Origin of the sequence: Pseudoxanthomonas composti (genome assembly GCF_004122095.1) — a bacterium.
GTDB classification, from domain to species: domain Bacteria; phylum Pseudomonadota; class Gammaproteobacteria; order Xanthomonadales; family Xanthomonadaceae; genus Pseudoxanthomonas_A; species Pseudoxanthomonas_A composti.
The window spans coordinates 139090-154452 of record NZ_SAWZ01000001.1; the positions used below are offsets into that span (position 1 = coordinate 139090).

At 70.1% G+C, this 15363-nt stretch carries 16 protein-coding genes; 15 read left to right on the forward strand and 1 reads right to left on the reverse strand.

All coding sequences use genetic code 11. The features are described 5' to 3' along the window. Position 1 precedes the first annotated feature (1 nt). From gspE to gspN, 10 genes are read left to right on the forward strand one after another with little or no spacing between them, the layout of a single operon-like run. Positions 2-1483, forward strand: coding sequence for a type II secretion system ATPase GspE (gene gspE, locus EPA99_RS00530; protein ID WP_129469246.1), 1482 nt, complete (start codon positions 2-4; stop codon positions 1481-1483). Further along, positions 1470-2654 carry a type II secretion system inner membrane protein GspF gene (gene gspF, locus EPA99_RS00535; protein WP_129469247.1) on the forward strand — a complete coding sequence of 395 codons (1185 nt, stop codon included), beginning with the start codon at positions 1470-1472 and terminating at the stop codon, positions 2652-2654. The genes gspE and gspF overlap by 14 nt, the downstream gene beginning before the upstream one ends. A 44-nt stretch (positions 2655-2698) precedes the next feature. Further along, a complete protein-coding gene (gene gspG, locus EPA99_RS00540; RefSeq protein WP_129469248.1) occupies positions 2699-3148 on the forward strand; it encodes a type II secretion system major pseudopilin GspG in 450 nt (149 codons plus the stop codon). A 24-nt stretch (positions 3149-3172) separates the two neighbouring features. Continuing rightward, entirely contained in the window at positions 3173-3655 is a 483-nt protein-coding gene (locus tag EPA99_RS00545; protein ID WP_241688208.1) for a GspH/FimT family pseudopilin, read from the forward strand. Next, the gene (gspI, locus tag EPA99_RS00550) at positions 3639-4028 is read left to right on the forward strand and encodes a type II secretion system minor pseudopilin GspI (protein ID WP_129469250.1); all 390 of its coding nucleotides are present in this window, start codon (positions 3639-3641) and stop codon (positions 4026-4028) included. Before EPA99_RS00545 ends, gspI begins: the two co-directional genes overlap by 17 nt. Next, a complete protein-coding gene (gene gspJ / locus EPA99_RS00555) occupies positions 4025-4636 on the forward strand; it encodes a type II secretion system minor pseudopilin GspJ (RefSeq protein WP_129469251.1) in 612 nt (203 codons plus the stop codon). Before gspI ends, gspJ begins: the two co-directional genes overlap by 4 nt. Positions 4637-4668: 32 nt before the next feature. Further along, positions 4669-5628: a type II secretion system minor pseudopilin GspK gene (gene gspK, locus EPA99_RS00560; protein WP_129469737.1), complete on the forward strand. Its 960-nt coding sequence runs from the start codon at positions 4669-4671 to the stop codon at positions 5626-5628. Beyond that, the gene (gspL, locus tag EPA99_RS00565) at positions 5625-6695 is read left to right on the forward strand and encodes a type II secretion system protein GspL (protein ID WP_129469252.1); all 1071 of its coding nucleotides are present in this window, start codon (positions 5625-5627) and stop codon (positions 6693-6695) included. Before gspK ends, gspL begins: the two co-directional genes overlap by 4 nt. Next, entirely contained in the window at positions 6692-7156 is a 465-nt protein-coding gene (gene gspM / locus EPA99_RS00570; protein ID WP_129469253.1) for a type II secretion system protein GspM, read from the forward strand. Before gspL ends, gspM begins: the two co-directional genes overlap by 4 nt. After that, positions 7153-7872 carry a type II secretion system protein N gene (gene gspN, locus EPA99_RS00575; protein WP_129469254.1) on the forward strand — a complete coding sequence of 240 codons (720 nt, stop codon included), beginning with the start codon at positions 7153-7155 and terminating at the stop codon, positions 7870-7872. The genes gspM and gspN overlap by 4 nt, the downstream gene beginning before the upstream one ends. Positions 7873-8027: 155 nt before the next feature. Here gspN and EPA99_RS00580 read toward each other — a convergent pair whose 3' ends face one another. Continuing rightward, a complete protein-coding gene (locus EPA99_RS00580; protein ID WP_129469738.1) occupies positions 8028-9743 on the reverse strand; it encodes a M14 family metallopeptidase in 1716 nt (571 codons plus the stop codon). A gap of 642 nt (positions 9744-10385) precedes the next feature. On the opposite strand from EPA99_RS00580, the gene pstS reads away from it, so the two are divergent. The 5 genes from pstS to phoU all read left to right on the forward strand — a co-directional run bounded on the left by pstS (position 10386) and on the right by phoU (position 15325). Continuing rightward, complete coding sequence (gene pstS, locus EPA99_RS00585) at positions 10386-11480, forward strand: phosphate ABC transporter substrate-binding protein PstS (RefSeq protein WP_129469255.1); 1095 nt, start codon at positions 10386-10388, stop codon at positions 11478-11480. 321 nt (positions 11481-11801) lie between these two features. Next, the gene (pstC, locus tag EPA99_RS00590; protein WP_129469256.1) at positions 11802-12767 is read left to right on the forward strand and encodes a phosphate ABC transporter permease subunit PstC; all 966 of its coding nucleotides are present in this window, start codon (positions 11802-11804) and stop codon (positions 12765-12767) included. Beyond that, entirely contained in the window at positions 12767-13618 is an 852-nt protein-coding gene (gene pstA / locus EPA99_RS00595) for a phosphate ABC transporter permease PstA (RefSeq protein WP_129469257.1), read from the forward strand. Before pstC ends, pstA begins: the two co-directional genes overlap by 1 nt. 19 nt (positions 13619-13637) lie before the next feature. Further along, positions 13638-14468: a phosphate ABC transporter ATP-binding protein PstB gene (gene pstB, locus EPA99_RS00600; RefSeq protein WP_425479142.1), complete on the forward strand. Its 831-nt coding sequence runs from the start codon at positions 13638-13640 to the stop codon at positions 14466-14468. Positions 14469-14614: 146 nt separating this feature from the next. After that, positions 14615-15325 (forward strand): phosphate signaling complex protein PhoU, encoded by a 711-nt coding sequence (phoU, locus tag EPA99_RS00605; RefSeq protein WP_129469259.1) that lies wholly within the window; start codon positions 14615-14617, stop codon positions 15323-15325. Positions 15326-15363 lie beyond the last annotated feature (38 nt).

Consider the following 15363-nt stretch of genomic DNA (forward strand, 5'->3'; position numbering starts at 1 on the left):
CATGAACCAGTTCGGCGCCCTGCTCGCCTATCCCTTCGCCAAGCGCCATGGGGTGTTGCTGCTCGATGCCGGCGAGCCTTCGCGCGCGGCCCTGCGCGAGGGCGGCGATGCCGCCGCGCTGGCCGAGGTGCGGCGCGTGGCCGGCTGCGCGCTGGAAGTCGAGGTGATGCCGCGGGCCGTGTTCGATCGCCGGCTGTCGGAGATCTATGCCGATGCGGCGGGGCTGGACGAGACCGCCGGGATCGACCAGCTGGAGCGGCATGGCACGCTGGATGCGCTGGTGGAGGACATCCCGGCCACCGCCGACCTGCTGGAAAGCCAGGACGATGCGCCGATCATCCGCCTGATCAATGGCGTGATCGCCGAGGCCGCGCGCCTGGGCGCCTCGGATGTGCATATCGAGCCATTCGAGAACACCTTGAAGGTGCGTTTTCGCGTGGACGGCATGATGCGCGAGGCGGTGACCCTGCCCAGTCGCATCGCGCCGCTGCTGGTCTCGCGCGTGAAGGTGATGGCGCGGCTGGACATCGCCGAGAAGCGCGTGCCGCAGGACGGTCGCGTGTCGCTGGCGATGGGCGCCAAGGTGCTGGACGTGCGCGTGTCCACCCTGCCCACCCGCGGTGGCGAGCGCGTGGTGCTGCGCATCCTGGACAAGGAACAGGGCGCGCTGTCGCTGGCCCAGCTGGGCATGCCGCCGCCGGTGCTGACCGCGCTGCACAAGGCGCTGGCCCAGCCCAACGGCATCATCCTGGTGACCGGGCCGACCGGCTCGGGCAAGACCACCTCGCTGTATGCGGGGCTGGGCCTGCTCAACGACGGCGCGCGCAACATCCTCACCGTCGAGGACCCGGTGGAATACGCGGTGGAGGGCGTGGGCCAGACCCAGGTCAACAGCCGCGTGGGCATGACCTTCGCCGCCGGCCTGCGCGCGATCCTGCGCCAGGACCCTGACGTGGTGATGGTGGGCGAGATTCGCGACGTGGAAACCGCGCAGATCGCGGTGCAGGCCAGCCTGACCGGCCACTTGGTGCTGTCCACCGTGCACACCAACGATGCCGCCGGCGCCATCACTCGCCTGCGCGACATGGGCATCGAGCCCTTCCTGCTGGCCTCCAGCCTGCGCCTGATCCTGGCCCAGCGCCTGGTGCGTCGCCTGTGCCCGCACTGTCGCGCGCCGCGCGTGGAGGGCGAGACGGTGGCCGGCACCGGTTTCGACGTGCCGCAGTATCGGGCCGTGGGCTGCAGCGCCTGCCACCACACCGGCTACGCCGGCCGCATCGGCCTGTACGAGGCGATCACCGTCGATGAGGGCCTGCGCCGCCTGATCGGCGAGAACGCCGATGAGGATGCCCTGGCGGCGCACGCCTTCGCGCAGTCGCAGCGCCTGGCCGCTGCCGCGCGCGCGGCGGTGGCCAGCGGCCTGACCACGCTGGAGGAAGCGCTGCGCGTGACCCGACAGGAGGACGCCGATGCCGACGTTTGACTATTCGGCGCTGGACCCGCAGGGCCGCCCCCGCAACGGCAGCATCCAGGCCAACGATGCGCAGCAGGCGCATGCGCGGCTGAGCGGGCGGCGGCTGTTGCCGCTGCAGGTCAAGCCGGCCGTGCCGCGCCGGGTCGGGCGCTTCCGCACCAAGGAACTGGTGCTGTTCACCCGCCAGCTGGCCACGCTGGTGGCGACCACGCCGCTGGAGGAGGCCCTGCGCACCATCGGCAGCCAGTCCGAGCGCCGTGGCCTGCGCGAGGTGACGCTGGCCACGCATGCGCGGGTGGTCGAAGGCTTCCGCCTGTCCGAGGCGATGGCGCGCCAGGGCCAGGCCTTCCCGCCGCTGTACCGGGCGATGGTGTCGGCCGGTGAGAGTTCCGGCGCCCTGCCGCAGATCCTGGAGCGCCTGGCCGACCTGCTGGAGCGCCAGCAGCAGGTCCGCGCCAAGCTGCAGACCGCCCTGGCCTACCCCATCGCGCTGGCGGCCACGGCGGTACTGGTGGTGATCGCCTTGATGACCTTCGTGGTGCCCAAGGTGGTGGAGCAGTTCGACTCGATGGGGCGCGCCCTGCCGCTGCTCACGCGCATCGTCATCGGGCTGTCCGATGTCTTGGTCCATGCCGGCGTTCCGCTGCTGGTCGCGCTGGTCGCGGCGGGCATCGCGCTGGGGCGACTGCTGCGCCGCCCTGGCTTCCGCTTGGCCTTCGACCGCGGCCTGCTGCGCCTGCCGCTGCTGGGCCGGCTGCTGCGCGATGTGCACGCCGCGCGCATGGCGCGGACCCTGTCGATCATGGTCAGCAGCGGCCTGCCGCTGATGGAAGGCCTGGCCATCACCGCGCACACGGTCAGCAACCGCGTGCTGCGTGCGGCCACCGAGACCATGGTCGCCTCCATCCGCGAAGGCGGCAGCGTGTCCTCGGCGATGCGTCGCGCCGCCGTGTTTCCGCCGACCCTGCTGTACATGGTGTCCAGCGGCGAGAACAGCGGGCGCCTGCCGGAGATGCTCGAGCGCGCGGCCGACTACCTGGAGCGCGAGTTCAACACCTTCACCAGCGCCGCGCTGAGCCTGCTGGAGCCGGCCATCATCGTGCTGCTCGGCGGGGTGGTGGCGGTGATCGTGCTGTCCATCCTGCTGCCGATCCTGCAGTTCAACACCCTGGTCGGATAAGCCCCGCTGCGTCTCAGAACGTTTTTTTCCTTGAGGTTTCCGTCATGCCCACACCCGCCCGCCACCTCACCAAGCGCCGCAGCACCGCCGGTTTCACCCTGGTGGAGCTGATGGTGGTGATCGTCATCATCGGCCTGCTGGCCACCGTGGTCATGATCAACGTCATGCCCAGCCAGGACCGCGCCATGCAGGAGAAAGCGCGCGCCGACGTCTCCACGCTGGAACAGGCGCTGGACACCTATCGCCTGGACAACCTCAGCTACCCCACCACCGAGCAGGGCCTGCAGGCGCTGCGCCAGGCGCCGAGCGGGCTGGCACGCCCGGAGCGCTACCGCAGCGGCGGCTACATCCGTCGCCTGCCGGACGATCCGTGGGGCCATCCCTACCAGTACCGCACGCCCGGCCGCGAAGGCGCCTTCGACGTGTTCTCCCTGGGTGCCGACGGCGCCGAGGGCGGCGATGGCGACAACGCCGACATCGGCAACTGGGGCTGAGCCCACATGGCCGCCACCACGCGCATGACCAGGCACGCAGCGCCTTGCGCGCGGTCGCGGCATGCGCGTGGCTTCACCCTGATCGAGCTGCTCGCGGTGCTCACCATCCTGGCCCTGTCCGGCGCGGCCATCCTGCTCACGCTGCCCGACGAGGGCGCGCGCCTGCGCCAGGACAGCGAGCGGCTGGCAGCCTACCTGGGCCATGCGCGCGATGAGGCCATCCTCAGCCTGCGCACGGTGGAAGTGGTGGCAGGCCCGCGTGGCTACCAGGTGCGCCATGAGGATCACGGCCGCTGGCAGCCGCTGACCGACAAACCCTTCCGCGCACGCAGCTGGGAAGACGGCGTGCGCCTGCTGCTGCCGCGCGGGCAGGCGCAGCTCAGCGTGCGCTTCGACCCCACCGGCATGACCGAGCCGCGCAGCGTGGCGCTGGCCATGGGCGCGCGGCAGGCGCGGGTGACGGTGGCAGCCGATGGCCAGGTGAGCATCGATGACTCGGCGCACTGACGTGCGGTGCCTGCCGCGCCAGGCCGCGGGCTTCTCGCTGCTGGAGATGACCGTTGCCATCGCCGTGTTCGCGCTGGCGGTGCTGGCCCTGCTCAATCTTTCCGGCGAGTCCACGCGGACGGCGGCGCAGCTGGAGGAGCGCACGCTGGCGAATATCGTGGCCGACAACCAGGCCGCCGAGGCCAGCCTGATCGCGGGCGATGCCGCGGTGCCCGCCCAGGGCGACGTGGAGCTTGGCGGACGCCGCTGGCGCTGGTCGCGGCGCGCCGAGGCGACCGGGCAGGATGGCCTGCTGCGGGTCGATGTGGAGGTCACCCCGGGCGACACCGCGCAGGTGATCGGCACGGCCACGGTGTGGGTGGCACCCCCATGAACCACCGTTTTGACCGGCCCACGCAAGGCGGCTTCACCCTGATCGAGATGCTGGTCTCGCTGGCCCTGTTCGCGCTGCTCGGCGCGGCGGGGGTGTTCGTGCTGGCGCAGTCGCTGGACGCGCGCGAGGTGGTCGATGCACGCGTGGCGCGGCTGGGCGAACTGCAGCGCGCCCGCGCCCTGCTTCGTGCCGACCTGGCGCAGGCGGCGGTACGGCGCACGCGCCGCGAGGACGGGGCCACCGAGCGCAATGCCTTCAACGCGCAGCCGGCCGGCGCCAGCGGGCCGCTGCTGTCCTTCGTCCGTCGCGGCTGGAGCAACCCCGACGGCGCCCCGCGCGCCTCGCTGCAGCAGGTGGAGTACCGCATCAGCGAGGGCCGGCTGGAGCGGCGCACGCGCCCGCTGCTGGACGGCGCACCGGCCAGCGCACCGCTGGTGCTGCTGCGCGACGTGCGCGAGGTGCGCACCTTCTTCTACGACTACGCGCAATGGAGCGATGGCTGGGGCGGCGGTGCCGAGCGACTGCCCGCGGCTGTCGCATTGGAAATGGACGTGGCCCAGTTCGGCCGCATTCGCCAGGTGTTCCTGCTGCCGGGGGGGCGCCAGTGAGCCGCGCCCGCCACCAGCGCACCCAGGGCGGCATGGCCCTGCTCGCGGTCCTGCTGCTGGTGGCCACCATCGCCGTGGTCATCACCGCGCTGCTGGAGGACATCCGCTTCGGCCAGCGCCGCACCGGCAACATGCAGGCCATCGAGCAGGCCCAGCGTTACGCGCTGGGCACCGAGCTGCTGGCCAGCCAGCGGCTGACGCGGCTGATGCAGGCCCATGCCGGCGCGATGCCGCCTAACAGCGGCTGGAACGACAAGCCGATGGCCTATCCCATCGATGATGGCCTGATCCGCATCCGCCTGCGCGATACCGGCGCCTGCTTCAACCTCAACGGCGTGGTCCAGGGCGCGATCGGCATGTGGGCGCGCAGCGACCTGGGCGCGCGCCAGTATGCGGCGCTGCTGGAAGCGGTGGGCATCGAGCCGGCGCGCGCCCAGGCGCTGAGCGACACCCTGGTGGACTGGATCGACAGCGACCAGCGCAGCCAGGCGCAGGGGGCCGAGGATGACGCCTACGCCGACGGCCTCGCGCCTTATCGCACCGCCGATACGCTGTTGGCCGAGGTCAGCGAGCTGCGCGCGATCCGCGGCTACGACGCCGATGTCTATGCGCGCCTGCGCCCCTATGTCTGCGCCCTGCCCACCCCCAGCCAGTCGATCAACCTCAACAGCCTGAAGGTCGAGGATGCGCCGGTGATCGTGGCGCTGACGGCCGGGCTGGTGTCGCCGAGCCAAGCGCGGCGGGTGATCGCCTCGCGCCCGGCCAACGGCTGGTCCAGCGACGCCGCCTTCTGGGATGACGCCGCGATGCGCCAGGCCGCCGGTGCGCTGGACCAGGGCATCTACCAGCAGGTCGATGTCCGCAGCCATTACTTCACCCTGCTCAGCGAGGTCGACCATGCCGGCGCGCAGGCGGTCATGACCTCATTGCTCGAACTCGATGGCGGCAACCGCGCCCGCGCGGTCGCACGCCGCTGGACCCTGGACGAATGAACACTCGCCTGATCTTCCTGTCCGCCCAGGCCGAGGCGCCACCGCAATGGCTGCACTTGCAGCCTGGCGGGCATCGGGACCACGGCCACGGGCTGCCCCTGCCCGAGGCCGAGCGCACGCTGCTCGTCGTGCCCGGCGCGCAGGTGCGCATGTGCTGGCTCAGCCTGCCCGCCGGCACGCCGCCCCAGGTGCACGCCGCGGCGCGGCTGGCGCTGGCCGAGCACGTGGCGCAGGACCCGCAAGGCCTGCACCTGGCGCTGGGCCAGCCCGAGGCCGGGCAACCGCGCCTGGTCGCGGCACTGGCGCCGGCGCTGCTGCGCGACTGGCTGGCGCAGGCGCGACTCTGGGGCATCGTGCCCGATACGGTGGTGCCGGACTGCCTGATGCTGGCCCCGGCCGCCGATGGCGGCACGCGCGCGGTGGCCTGGGACGGCCGCTGGCTGCTGCGCGGACCGCAGCTGGCCGCCAGCCTGGAACCCGAGCTGGCGCGGCTGGTCAGCGGCCGGCCCGACTTGTACGCCGAAGACAACGCCCTGGCGCAGTTCGCCAGTGGCACGCCCGCGCTGGATCTGCTGCAGCACGCATTCGCGCGGAACACCGCATCGTCTGGGCACGGGCGCACGCGCCGCCTGCGCTGGCTGGCCGCGGCGCTCCTGCTCTCGCCACTGGTGCTGCTGCTCGCGCAGATCGCCCGCTACGAGATCGGCGCGCGTGTGCTGGAGGCGCGCGCCGCAGCCCTGGTCGGCCAGGCGACCGGCCGGCCCGCGGGTGATGACCCGCTGCGGGCCTTGTCCGAGGCGCGTCGCGACGATGCCTCCGCACGTCTCACGCGACTTGGCAATGCCGTGGCCGACAGCCTGGTGGCCACGCCCGGCACGCAACTGCAATCGCTGGATTATCGGCAGGACGGGCCCATGAAACTGCAATTGCTGCACCCCGACGCTGCTGCCCTGCAGCGCCTGCGTCAGCGCCTGCAGGCCGCCGGCGTGCAGGCCAGCCCCGGGGCTACGCAAGCGGCCGAAGACGGCAACCAGCGTACGCCGCTGGACCTGGTGGAGGGCGCATGAGCTCACTCGCGTCCCAGGCTACGCAGTGGTGGTCCGCGCGTGCGCCGCGCGAGCGTTGGATGCTGGGCACCATGTTCGTGCTGATCGGCGCGTTTGTGCTGTGGTACGGCGTGCTGCTGCCGCTGGACAAGTGGCGCCTGCGCAGCCAGCGCGAGTACGACCAGGCCGCCGCCCAGCTGCAGGCGATCCAGCAAGCGCTAGGCCCGCCACAGGGCGTCGCGCGTGCGCCCGTGCCGCTGGCCCGCATCGAAAGCAGCGCCAAGGCCGCTGGGCTCCAGCTGCAGCGCGATGCGCAGGGCGCCGGGCCACTGGCGTTTCGCGTCGACGGGGCCAGCGCACAGGCCGTGTTCGGGTGGCTGGACAGCTTGCGCGAGGAAGGCGCCGCGCCGCTGAGCCTGCATGTCGCACGTTCGGAGGACGGGCTGCAGGCGCGCGTGGTGTTCGCCGAGGCTGTGCCATGACGCGCACGCGGACCCTGCTGTGCTTCGCCCTGGCCTTGGCGCTGGCGCTGCTGCTATGCCTGCCGCTGCAATGGCTGGCCGCCCGCCTGCTGCCATCGGCCACGCCCAGCGTGACGGCACTGGAAGCCACCGGCACGCTGTGGTCGGGCCAGCTGCGCGGCGCACGCTGGAACGACATCGCCCTGGGCGATCTGGCCGTGCGCTTGCAACCACTGCAACTGCTGCGCGGTCGGGCCAGCCTGCATCTGGCCGGCGCGGAGCTGTCGGCCGAGCTGGTGCGGGGACTGCGCCGCGGCATCGACCATGCCGAGGGACAACTGGTGCTCCCGATCAGCGCACCCGAGGTCCGCGCCCGCCTGGAAGCACGCGACCTGCACCTGCTGTTCGACACCCAGGGCTGCGAGAGCGCCGGTGGCACGCTGTCGCTGCAGGTGCTGCGCATGGGGCAGGACAAGGCCGTCATCCCGCTGGCGCAGCTGGCCGGCACGCCGCGTTGCGAGGGCAGCGGCGCACGGGTGGAACTGCGCGCACCGGCCGACGCACCGCCAGGCCTGCGCGATGGGCTGCTGGACATCCTGCCCAGCGGCCGCTATCGCCTGATCCTGCATGCCGAGGCCAATGCCGCCGAGCTTGGCGCTGCCCTGCAGCTGGCCGGCTTCACGCCGACCGCCGATGGGCGGCTCGAGCGCAGTATCGAGGGGTCGTTGCTGCGCTGAGCCGTGGACGGCGTCGGCTCGACCTCTTGGAGCGGCTCGAGGTGGCCTGGGGGCAAGCGGCTTCGATGAGCTCGAACGGTAGAGCCCCTTCGCCGATGAATCGCTCCTACAACGACGCCGGGCGCGGGGACCCATCGCCGTCCGTGGCGGCACCCTTACTTTTCGACGCGAACCACCGGGTACAGGTTGAGCGCGTGCTCGGCCGAGCTGTGGCGCTTGGCGAAGAACTTCAGCCGCTCGGACGGGCTGGCGGCAAAGGCCGGGTCGCTGTCCAGGCGCTGCTGGTAGGCCTTGGCCAGCGCCGGATCGCGCAGCTGCACGCGCGCGACCTCTTCGGCCACGTAGCCTTCCATGTACTCCTGCTGCTGGAAGCTGCTGTTGAACTGGCCCCAGGACAGCAGGGAATCCGGCCCCAGCGGCTCGAACAAGGTCACCACCAGCCGCGCGCGCGGCTGCGCGATCGGCACGAACAGCGAGCCGGCAAGCAGGTCGCGGGTGTCCGGCGCCCAGGCACCGGTCACCGTGGCGCGCTGGCGGCTTTCGAAGGTCGTCGGCGCCAGGGCCACGCTCTGCGCGCGGAAGGATTCCACTTGCGCCTGCAGGCGCGCCTGCTGCAGCCGTTCGTAGCGCACGCCGTGCAGGTCCAGCAGCGCGGCCACCTGCGCGGCGTACGCCGCCGGCACGATGTAGCCACCGGCCGGGGCGTCGGCCGACACCGCCGGCACCAGTTCGTCGTACAGCGGCACCTTCCACACCTGCGGCTTGCGGTCGTCGTAACGGGTCCACGTGCCGCCGGACACCTCCGAGGGGGTGCGCGTGTAGGCATAGCCCTGGAAGTCGATGGTGCGGAAGCGCTCGGTGGGCTTCCAATCCAGCACCACCTGCAACGGCGCGCCCTGGGCTGCACGCGCATCGGCCGCCTTGGCCTCGGCCAGCCACCGGGCGCCCTGGCGCGCGGCCATCCCGGCCAGGTCGACGATGATGTTGCGGGCGATCTGCACGCGCTCGCCGTAGGGCTTCCACGAGTGCGTTTCCACCAGGATGCTGTAGCGGTTGCGCAGCTGGAAATAGCCGGTGGAAAAGCGCGGCGAGTACACGTTGTCGGCGAACCCGGAGGACGGGTCGTCGCGCTTGAGGAAGGTGGGATAGAACGGCAGCGGCTTGGAACCCTGCCCGCGCAGCTGCCCCAGCAGCTCATCGCTGATGCCCTGGCCCAGCTTCATCAGCGCCGCATCGCCTTCGTGCAGGGGCTCCATCTGCACGGCCACATCGTGCTGGAACTTGGCGCCATCGGTGGCGTGGATGTCCAGGTAGACGATCGGGTCCCAGCGCTCGACCAGCGCCAGCATCGCCCGGCTCTCCGGCGCGTCCTGCTTGATGTAATCGCGGTTGAGGTTGAGGTTCTGCGCGGTGGCGCGCTGGCCCATTTCCGCCGGGCCGTTCTGGTTGGGCCGGTTCCAGGCGTGGAAGCGCTCGTGGCCATCGATGTTGTAGATCGGCACGAACACGATCACCACCTTCTCCAGCGCGTCCTTGCCGGCCTTGTCTTCCAGCATCTGTCGCAGGGCGATGAAGCCGGCGTCCTTGCCCTCGATCTCCCCGGCATGGATGCCGCCCTGCACCAGCAGCACCGGCAGGTTTCGCGCGCGGGCCTCGGATGCGGTCAGCGCGCCGCTGCGGGTCACCACCATCGCCAGCATCGGCCGGCCCTCGGGCGTGGTGCCGAAGGATTCCTCGCGCACCGCTCCGGGGTAGCGCGCCTGGAACTGGGCGATCAGCGGCGCCAGTTCGGCATAGCGCCCGGTGCGGACGAAGCCGCTGCGCTCGGCCTCGGTCCGCAGGGCCTCGACCTGCGCGGCCTGCACCGGCATGGCGGCCAGCCACAGCCACGGCACGCATCGCAGCGCGCCCTGTATCACCTTCCTGCTCTTGCCCACGATGGTCTCCGATTTGCGCGCGTGCGACCCGACACCGCGCGGCAGCCATCGGCTGCGCCGCGTGCGGGATCGACTGAAAGTCCCCTGATGGTTCGAGGATAGGGCGACACTGCGGGGAGCGGAAGTGTGGCCGCTCCGCCGATGCATCGGCTCCCACGAAGAGCGCTCTTCTCGCGGGCAGTCAGCCTTGCGATCCATCAGCGGCTCAGGGTGGCCTAAGGCCGTCAGCCGCGAACCGGCTTTCCCGTGAAAGCCCCTTCGCCGATGAATCGGCTCCCACAAAAAGCAAGAGCGCGCTTGCGGGGACCGGGCAACAGAGAAACCGCTGCTGACTGCGAACGCGTGGATTAAAGAAGCATCTCGATAGAGCCTGGGAACGCACGCTCCGACGACACCCTGTTCGCAAGGTTCTTGCTCGATCAATCTTCCCGCACCCAGCCCAGCCGGGGCAGACGCCCGGGGGCGACCGCCAGATCGGCCGAAACATGACAGACCCGTCATGTCATGAGCTTGTAACAAAAACATCATTTCATAGCGCCATCGCCGGCGCCGCCGGCCTTTCCCGGTGACTTTCCGATGAACTTCAAGCTGGCCCGTCTGGCCCTGCTTCCGCTCTCCCTCAGCCTGGTCCTGGCCGCCTGCGGCGGCTCCGGCGATAGCGCCCCGGGCCATGGCGCCCCGCAGGCCGCTGGCGACAGCGCCGCCGGCGCGGCCAACCCCAAGGCGGCGCAGATCTCCGGCGCCGGCGCGTCCTTCATCTTCCCGCTGGTGTCCAAGTGGTCGGCCGACTATGCCGCCGCCACCGGCAACCAGGTCAACTACCAGTCCATCGGCTCCGGCGGCGGCATCGCCCAGATCAAGGCCGGCACGGTGGACTTCGGCTCCTCGGACAAGCCGCTGTCCAGCGACGAGCTGGCCGCGGCCGGCCTGGCCCAGTTCCCCTCGGCCATCGGCGGCGTGGTGCCGGTGGTGAACATCGAGGGCGTGGAAGCGGGCAAGCTGCGCCTGACCGGCGAGCTGCTGGCCAACATCTTCCTGGGCAAGATCGGCAAGTGGAACGATCCGGCCATCGTCGCGGTCAACCCGGACCTGAAGCTGCCCGACGCCAAGATCAGCCTGGTGCACCGCTCGGACGGCTCGGGCACCAGCTTCAACTTCACCAACTACCTGTCTAAGGTCAGCGCCGAGTGGAAGGACAAGGTCGGTGAAGGCACCTCCGTGCAGTGGCCCGGCGGGGTGGGCGGCAAGGGCAACGAGGGCGTGGCCTCGTACGTGAAGCAGATCAAGAACTCGATCGGCTACGTCGAGCTGGCCTACGCGCTGCAGAGCGCCATGCCCTACACCGCCATGCAGAACGCGGCCGGCCAGTGGGTGCAGCCGAACGACGAATCCTTCGCCGCCGCGGCCGAAAGCGCCGACTGGGCCAATGCCAAGGACTTCAACCTGGTCATCACCAACGCGCCGGGCGAGAAGTCCTGGCCGATCACCGCCACCAACTTCATGCTGATGCGCAAGACCGGTGGCGATGCCAAGCGCAACGCCGACACCATCGCCTTCTTCAAGTGGTCCTTCGAGCAGGGCCAGGCGCAGGCCAAGGAACTGCACTACGTGCCGCTGCCGGCGCCGCTGGTGCAGCAGGTCCAGGCGTACTGGGCTGCCGAGTTCAAGTAAGGCCACCGGGCGCCCGCGGCTTGCCGCGGGCGCTGGCCAAGATGTCGTTCGACCCGGCCAGGGGCCGGGCCCTGGGCATTGGATCTTCCGCGGCGGCGCGCATGCGCCACCGACGCTCGGCAAGCACCGGACTCGTCCTGCGCTGCCGAGCGAGCGGAGACGGGGCCAGCGCCCTTGCGCGCCATCAGGCGATGGTCCAGGTCCGTAAAGACCCCCGCCTGCGTCCCTGGAACGCCTGCCGCGATTTATCGCCCGCGCGGACGCGGGAATGACATGCGCCGTTTGAATACTTCCGGACCGACGTTCCATTCCAGGCCCTCCATGAACTCAGCTTCGCTTCCCGCCCCCAACAGCAGCCGTGACGCGGCCGACGCGCGCGCCGACCGCCTGTTCCGCTGGGTCCTGGTGGCCACGGTGGCCTTCGTGCTGGTGGGCCTGGCCAGCGCGGCGCTGTCCATGCTCTGGGGCGGACGCCATGTGCTGATGTCGCAGGGCCTGAGCTTCTTCACCTCCGCCGAGTGGAATCCGGTGGAGAACAAGTACGGCGCGCTGGCGCCGATCTACGGCACCCTGGTCACCGCGGTGATCGCGATGGTGATCGCCGTGCCGGTGAGTTTCGGCATCGCCTTCTTCCTGACCGAGGTCGCGCCGCGCTGGCTGCGCGGGCCGATCGGCACGGCGATCGAACTGCTGGCCGGCGTGCCCTCGATCATCTACGGCATGTGGGGCCTGTTCGTGCTGGTGCCGGTGATGACCGAATACGTCACGCCCTGGCTCAACGATCATCTCGGCACCCTGCCGGTGATCGGCCGGCTGTTCCAGGGCCCGCCGCTGGGCATCGGCATCCTCACCGCCGGCTTCGTGCTGGCGATCATGGTCATCCCCTTCATTTCCTCGGTGATGCGCGAGGTGTTCCTGACCGTGCCCACGCGCCTGAAGGAATCGGCCTACGCGCTGGGCTCGACCAAGTGGGAAGTCAGCTGGGACATCGTGCTGCCCTACACCCGCTCGGCGGTGATCGGCGGCATCTTCCTCGGCCTGGGCCGTGCCCTGGGCGAGACCATGGCGGTGGCCTTCGTGGTCGGCAACAGCGTCACCCTGTCGGCCTCGCTGCTGGAACCGGGCACCACCATCGCCGCGCTGATCGCCAATGATTTCGGCGAGGCCACCGAAACCTACCGCTCGGCCCTGCTGCTGCTGGGCTTCGTGCTGTTCCTGGTGACCTTCGTGGTGCTGGCCATCGCCCGTTACATGCTGATGCAGCTGGCGCGCCGGGAGGGCAACTGATGTCCGCCTCCGCCCTCTACCTGCGCCGCCGCGTGGTCAACGTCGTGGCGCTGGTGCTGTCCTGCGCCACGGCGCTGTTCGGCCTGGCGTTCCTGGCCTGGATCCTGTGGACGCTGGTGTCCAAGGGCCTGCCGGGCATCAACCTGGACCTGTTTACCAAGAACACGCCGGCCCCGATGCAGGCCGGCGGCCTGCTCAATGCGTTCTTCGGCAGCGCGCTGATGTGCGCGCTGGCCATCGCCATGGGCACGCCGCTGGGCGTGCTGGCCGGCACCTGGCTGTCCGAGTACGGCCATGCCCGCAAGGCCGGAACGGTGGTGCGTTTCGTCAACGACATCCTGCTGTCGGCCCCGTCCATCGTGCTGGGCCTGTTCGTTTACGCGATGGTGGTCTCGGTGATCGGCTTCTCGGCCCTGGCCGGCGCCATCTCGCTGGCCTTCATCGTGCTGCCGGTGGTGGTGCGCACCACCGACGAGATGCTGCGCCTGGTACCCACGCAGATGCGCGAAGCCGCCCTGTCGCTGGGCATCCCGCAGTGGAAGGTCACCGTGCAGGTGCTGTACCGCTCGGCCTCGGCCGGCATCGTCACCGGCATCCTGCTGGCCCTGGCGCGCATCTCCGGCGAAACCGCGCCGCTGCTGTTCACCGCCTTCGGCAACCAGTTCTGGAGCACCAATGTGCTGCGCCCCATGGCCTCGGTGCCGGTGGTGATGAACCAGTTCGCCGGCAGCCCCTACGCCTCCTGGCAGACGCTGGCCTGGGCCGGCGCGCTGGTGCTCACCTGCTTCGTGCTGCTGGTCAGCCTGGGGGCGCGCGCCTTCCTGCTGCGCAATCGCATCTCCAATGACTGACCTCTTCCGGACCCCCGCCATGAACCACACCCAGCACGCCGCGCCCACGCCGTTGATCGCCACGACGACCCACGACCGCGGCCTCCTGCCGGCCTCACCGGTGAAGCTGGAAGCCCGCGGCCTGGATTTCCACTACGGCCAGTTCCATGCGCTGAAGAACATCCACCTGCAGATCCCGGAAAAGCGCGTGACCGCGCTGATCGGCCCTTCCGGCTGCGGCAAGTCCACGCTGTTGCGCATCTTCAACCGCATCTACGCGCTGTACCCCAAGCTCAAGGCCAGCGGCGAGGTGCTGCTGGACGGGGAGAACATCCTCTCGCCCAAGTACCCGATGAACCGCCTGCGCAGCAAGGTCGGCATGGTGTTCCAGAAGCCGGTGCCGTTCCCGATGACCATCTTCGAGAACGTGGCCTACGGCATCCGCCACCACGAGAAACTGTCCAAGGCCGACATGCGCGACCGCGTTGAGCACGCCCTGCGCCAGGGCGCGCTGTGGGACGAGGTCAAGGACAAGCTGGGACAAAGCGCGCTGGGCCTGTCCGGCGGGCAGCAGCAGCGCCTGTGCATCGCCCGCGCGGTGGCGCTCAAGCCCGACGTGCTGCTGCTGGACGAGCCGACCTCGGCCCTGGACCCGATCTCCACCAGCCGCATCGAGCAGCTGGTGGAAGAGCTCAAGCAGGACTACACCATCGCCATCGTCACCCACAACATGCAGCAAGCCGCGCGCGTGAGCGACTACACCGCCTTCATGTACCTGGGCGACCTGATCGAGCACGACGCCACCTCGACGATCTTCTCGCGTCCGTCCAAGCAGCAGACGGAGGATTACATCACGGGGCGGTTCGGGTAGTTGGAGGAACGAGTGGAGAGGAACGAGAAACGAGTGGCAGCGCAAGCCCTTCACTCACTGTTCGCCTCACCGCATCCGTTGCCCGATGTATTCCGCTTCACCCTCTCGTTCCTCGTTCCTCCTCACTCGTTCCTGAACTCATGCCCATGAACAACGCCCCCCACGACCACATCGTCAAAAGCTACGACGAGGAGCAGCGCCGGCTGATCGGCGAGATCCTGCACATGGGCGAGATCGCCGCCGCGCAGCTGGAGGCCGCGCTGGACGTGGTGGAGCGGCGCGACGATCGCGCCGCGCAGCGCATCATCGGCAACGACGAGGCCATCGATGCGCTGGAGCGCAAGGTGAGCCACGACGTGATGCAGCTGGCGCTGCGCGGCCCGATGGCGCGCGACCTGCGCGAGATCCTGGCCGGCCTGCGCATCCCCACCGACATCGAGCGCATCGGCGACTACGCCGCCAACGTGGCCAAGCGTTCGCTGGCGCTGAACACCGTGCCGCCGGTCCCGCACACCACCACGCTCAAGGCGCTGGGACACCTGGCCGTGCGCCAGCTGCGCGATGTCATGGAGGCCTACCGCGACAACGACGCGGAGAAGGCCGTGCTGGTGCGCGAGCGCGATGCCGAGCTGGATGCGGCCTACACCTCGCTGTTCCGCGAGCTGCTGACCTACATGATGGAAGATGCGCGCAACATCACCCCGTGCACGCACCTGCTGTTCATGGCCAAGAACCTGGAGCGCATCGGCGACCACGCCACCAACATCGCCGAGAACGTGTGGTTCCTGGTCAAGGGCGATACGCCGCTGCCGCCGCGCGAGAAGCGCGACACCACAAGCACCACCGGCCAGCTCTGAACGCCGCTCCCGGTTGCCAACGCGCGGGAGCGAGCGAC

Excerpts from the sequence above, each read along its gene's own strand:
- EPA99_RS00545 (WP_241688208.1), top strand. The coding sequence starts at position 3,173 with ATGACCAGGCACGCAGCGCCTTGCGCGCGGTCGCGGCATGCGCGTGGC.
- gspG (WP_129469248.1), top strand. The coding sequence starts at position 2,699 with ATGCCCACACCCGCCCGCCACCTCACCAAGCGCCGCAGCACCGCCGGT.
- gspE (WP_129469246.1), top strand. The coding sequence starts at position 2 with ATGAACCAGTTCGGCGCCCTGCTCGCCTATCCCTTCGCCAAGCGCCAT.
- phoU (WP_129469259.1), top strand. The coding sequence starts at position 14,615 with ATGAACAACGCCCCCCACGACCACATCGTCAAAAGCTACGACGAGGAG.
- pstS (WP_129469255.1), top strand. The coding sequence starts at position 10,386 with ATGAACTTCAAGCTGGCCCGTCTGGCCCTGCTTCCGCTCTCCCTCAGC.
- gspM (WP_129469253.1), top strand. The coding sequence starts at position 6,692 with ATGAGCTCACTCGCGTCCCAGGCTACGCAGTGGTGGTCCGCGCGTGCG.
- gspF (WP_129469247.1), top strand. The coding sequence starts at position 1,470 with ATGCCGACGTTTGACTATTCGGCGCTGGACCCGCAGGGCCGCCCCCGC.
- pstC (WP_129469256.1), top strand. The coding sequence starts at position 11,802 with ATGAACTCAGCTTCGCTTCCCGCCCCCAACAGCAGCCGTGACGCGGCC.
- pstA (WP_129469257.1), top strand. The coding sequence starts at position 12,767 with ATGTCCGCCTCCGCCCTCTACCTGCGCCGCCGCGTGGTCAACGTCGTG.
- gspL (WP_129469252.1), top strand. The coding sequence starts at position 5,625 with ATGAACACTCGCCTGATCTTCCTGTCCGCCCAGGCCGAGGCGCCACCG.
- gspI (WP_129469250.1), top strand. The coding sequence starts at position 3,639 with ATGACTCGGCGCACTGACGTGCGGTGCCTGCCGCGCCAGGCCGCGGGC.
- gspK (WP_129469737.1), top strand. The coding sequence starts at position 4,669 with ATGGCCCTGCTCGCGGTCCTGCTGCTGGTGGCCACCATCGCCGTGGTC.
- pstB (WP_425479142.1), top strand. The coding sequence starts at position 13,638 with ATGAACCACACCCAGCACGCCGCGCCCACGCCGTTGATCGCCACGACG.
- gspJ (WP_129469251.1), top strand. The coding sequence starts at position 4,025 with ATGAACCACCGTTTTGACCGGCCCACGCAAGGCGGCTTCACCCTGATC.
- EPA99_RS00580 (WP_129469738.1), bottom strand. The coding sequence starts at position 9,743 with ATGCCGGTGCAGGCCGCGCAGGTCGAGGCCCTGCGGACCGAGGCCGAG.
- gspN (WP_129469254.1), top strand. The coding sequence starts at position 7,153 with ATGACGCGCACGCGGACCCTGCTGTGCTTCGCCCTGGCCTTGGCGCTG.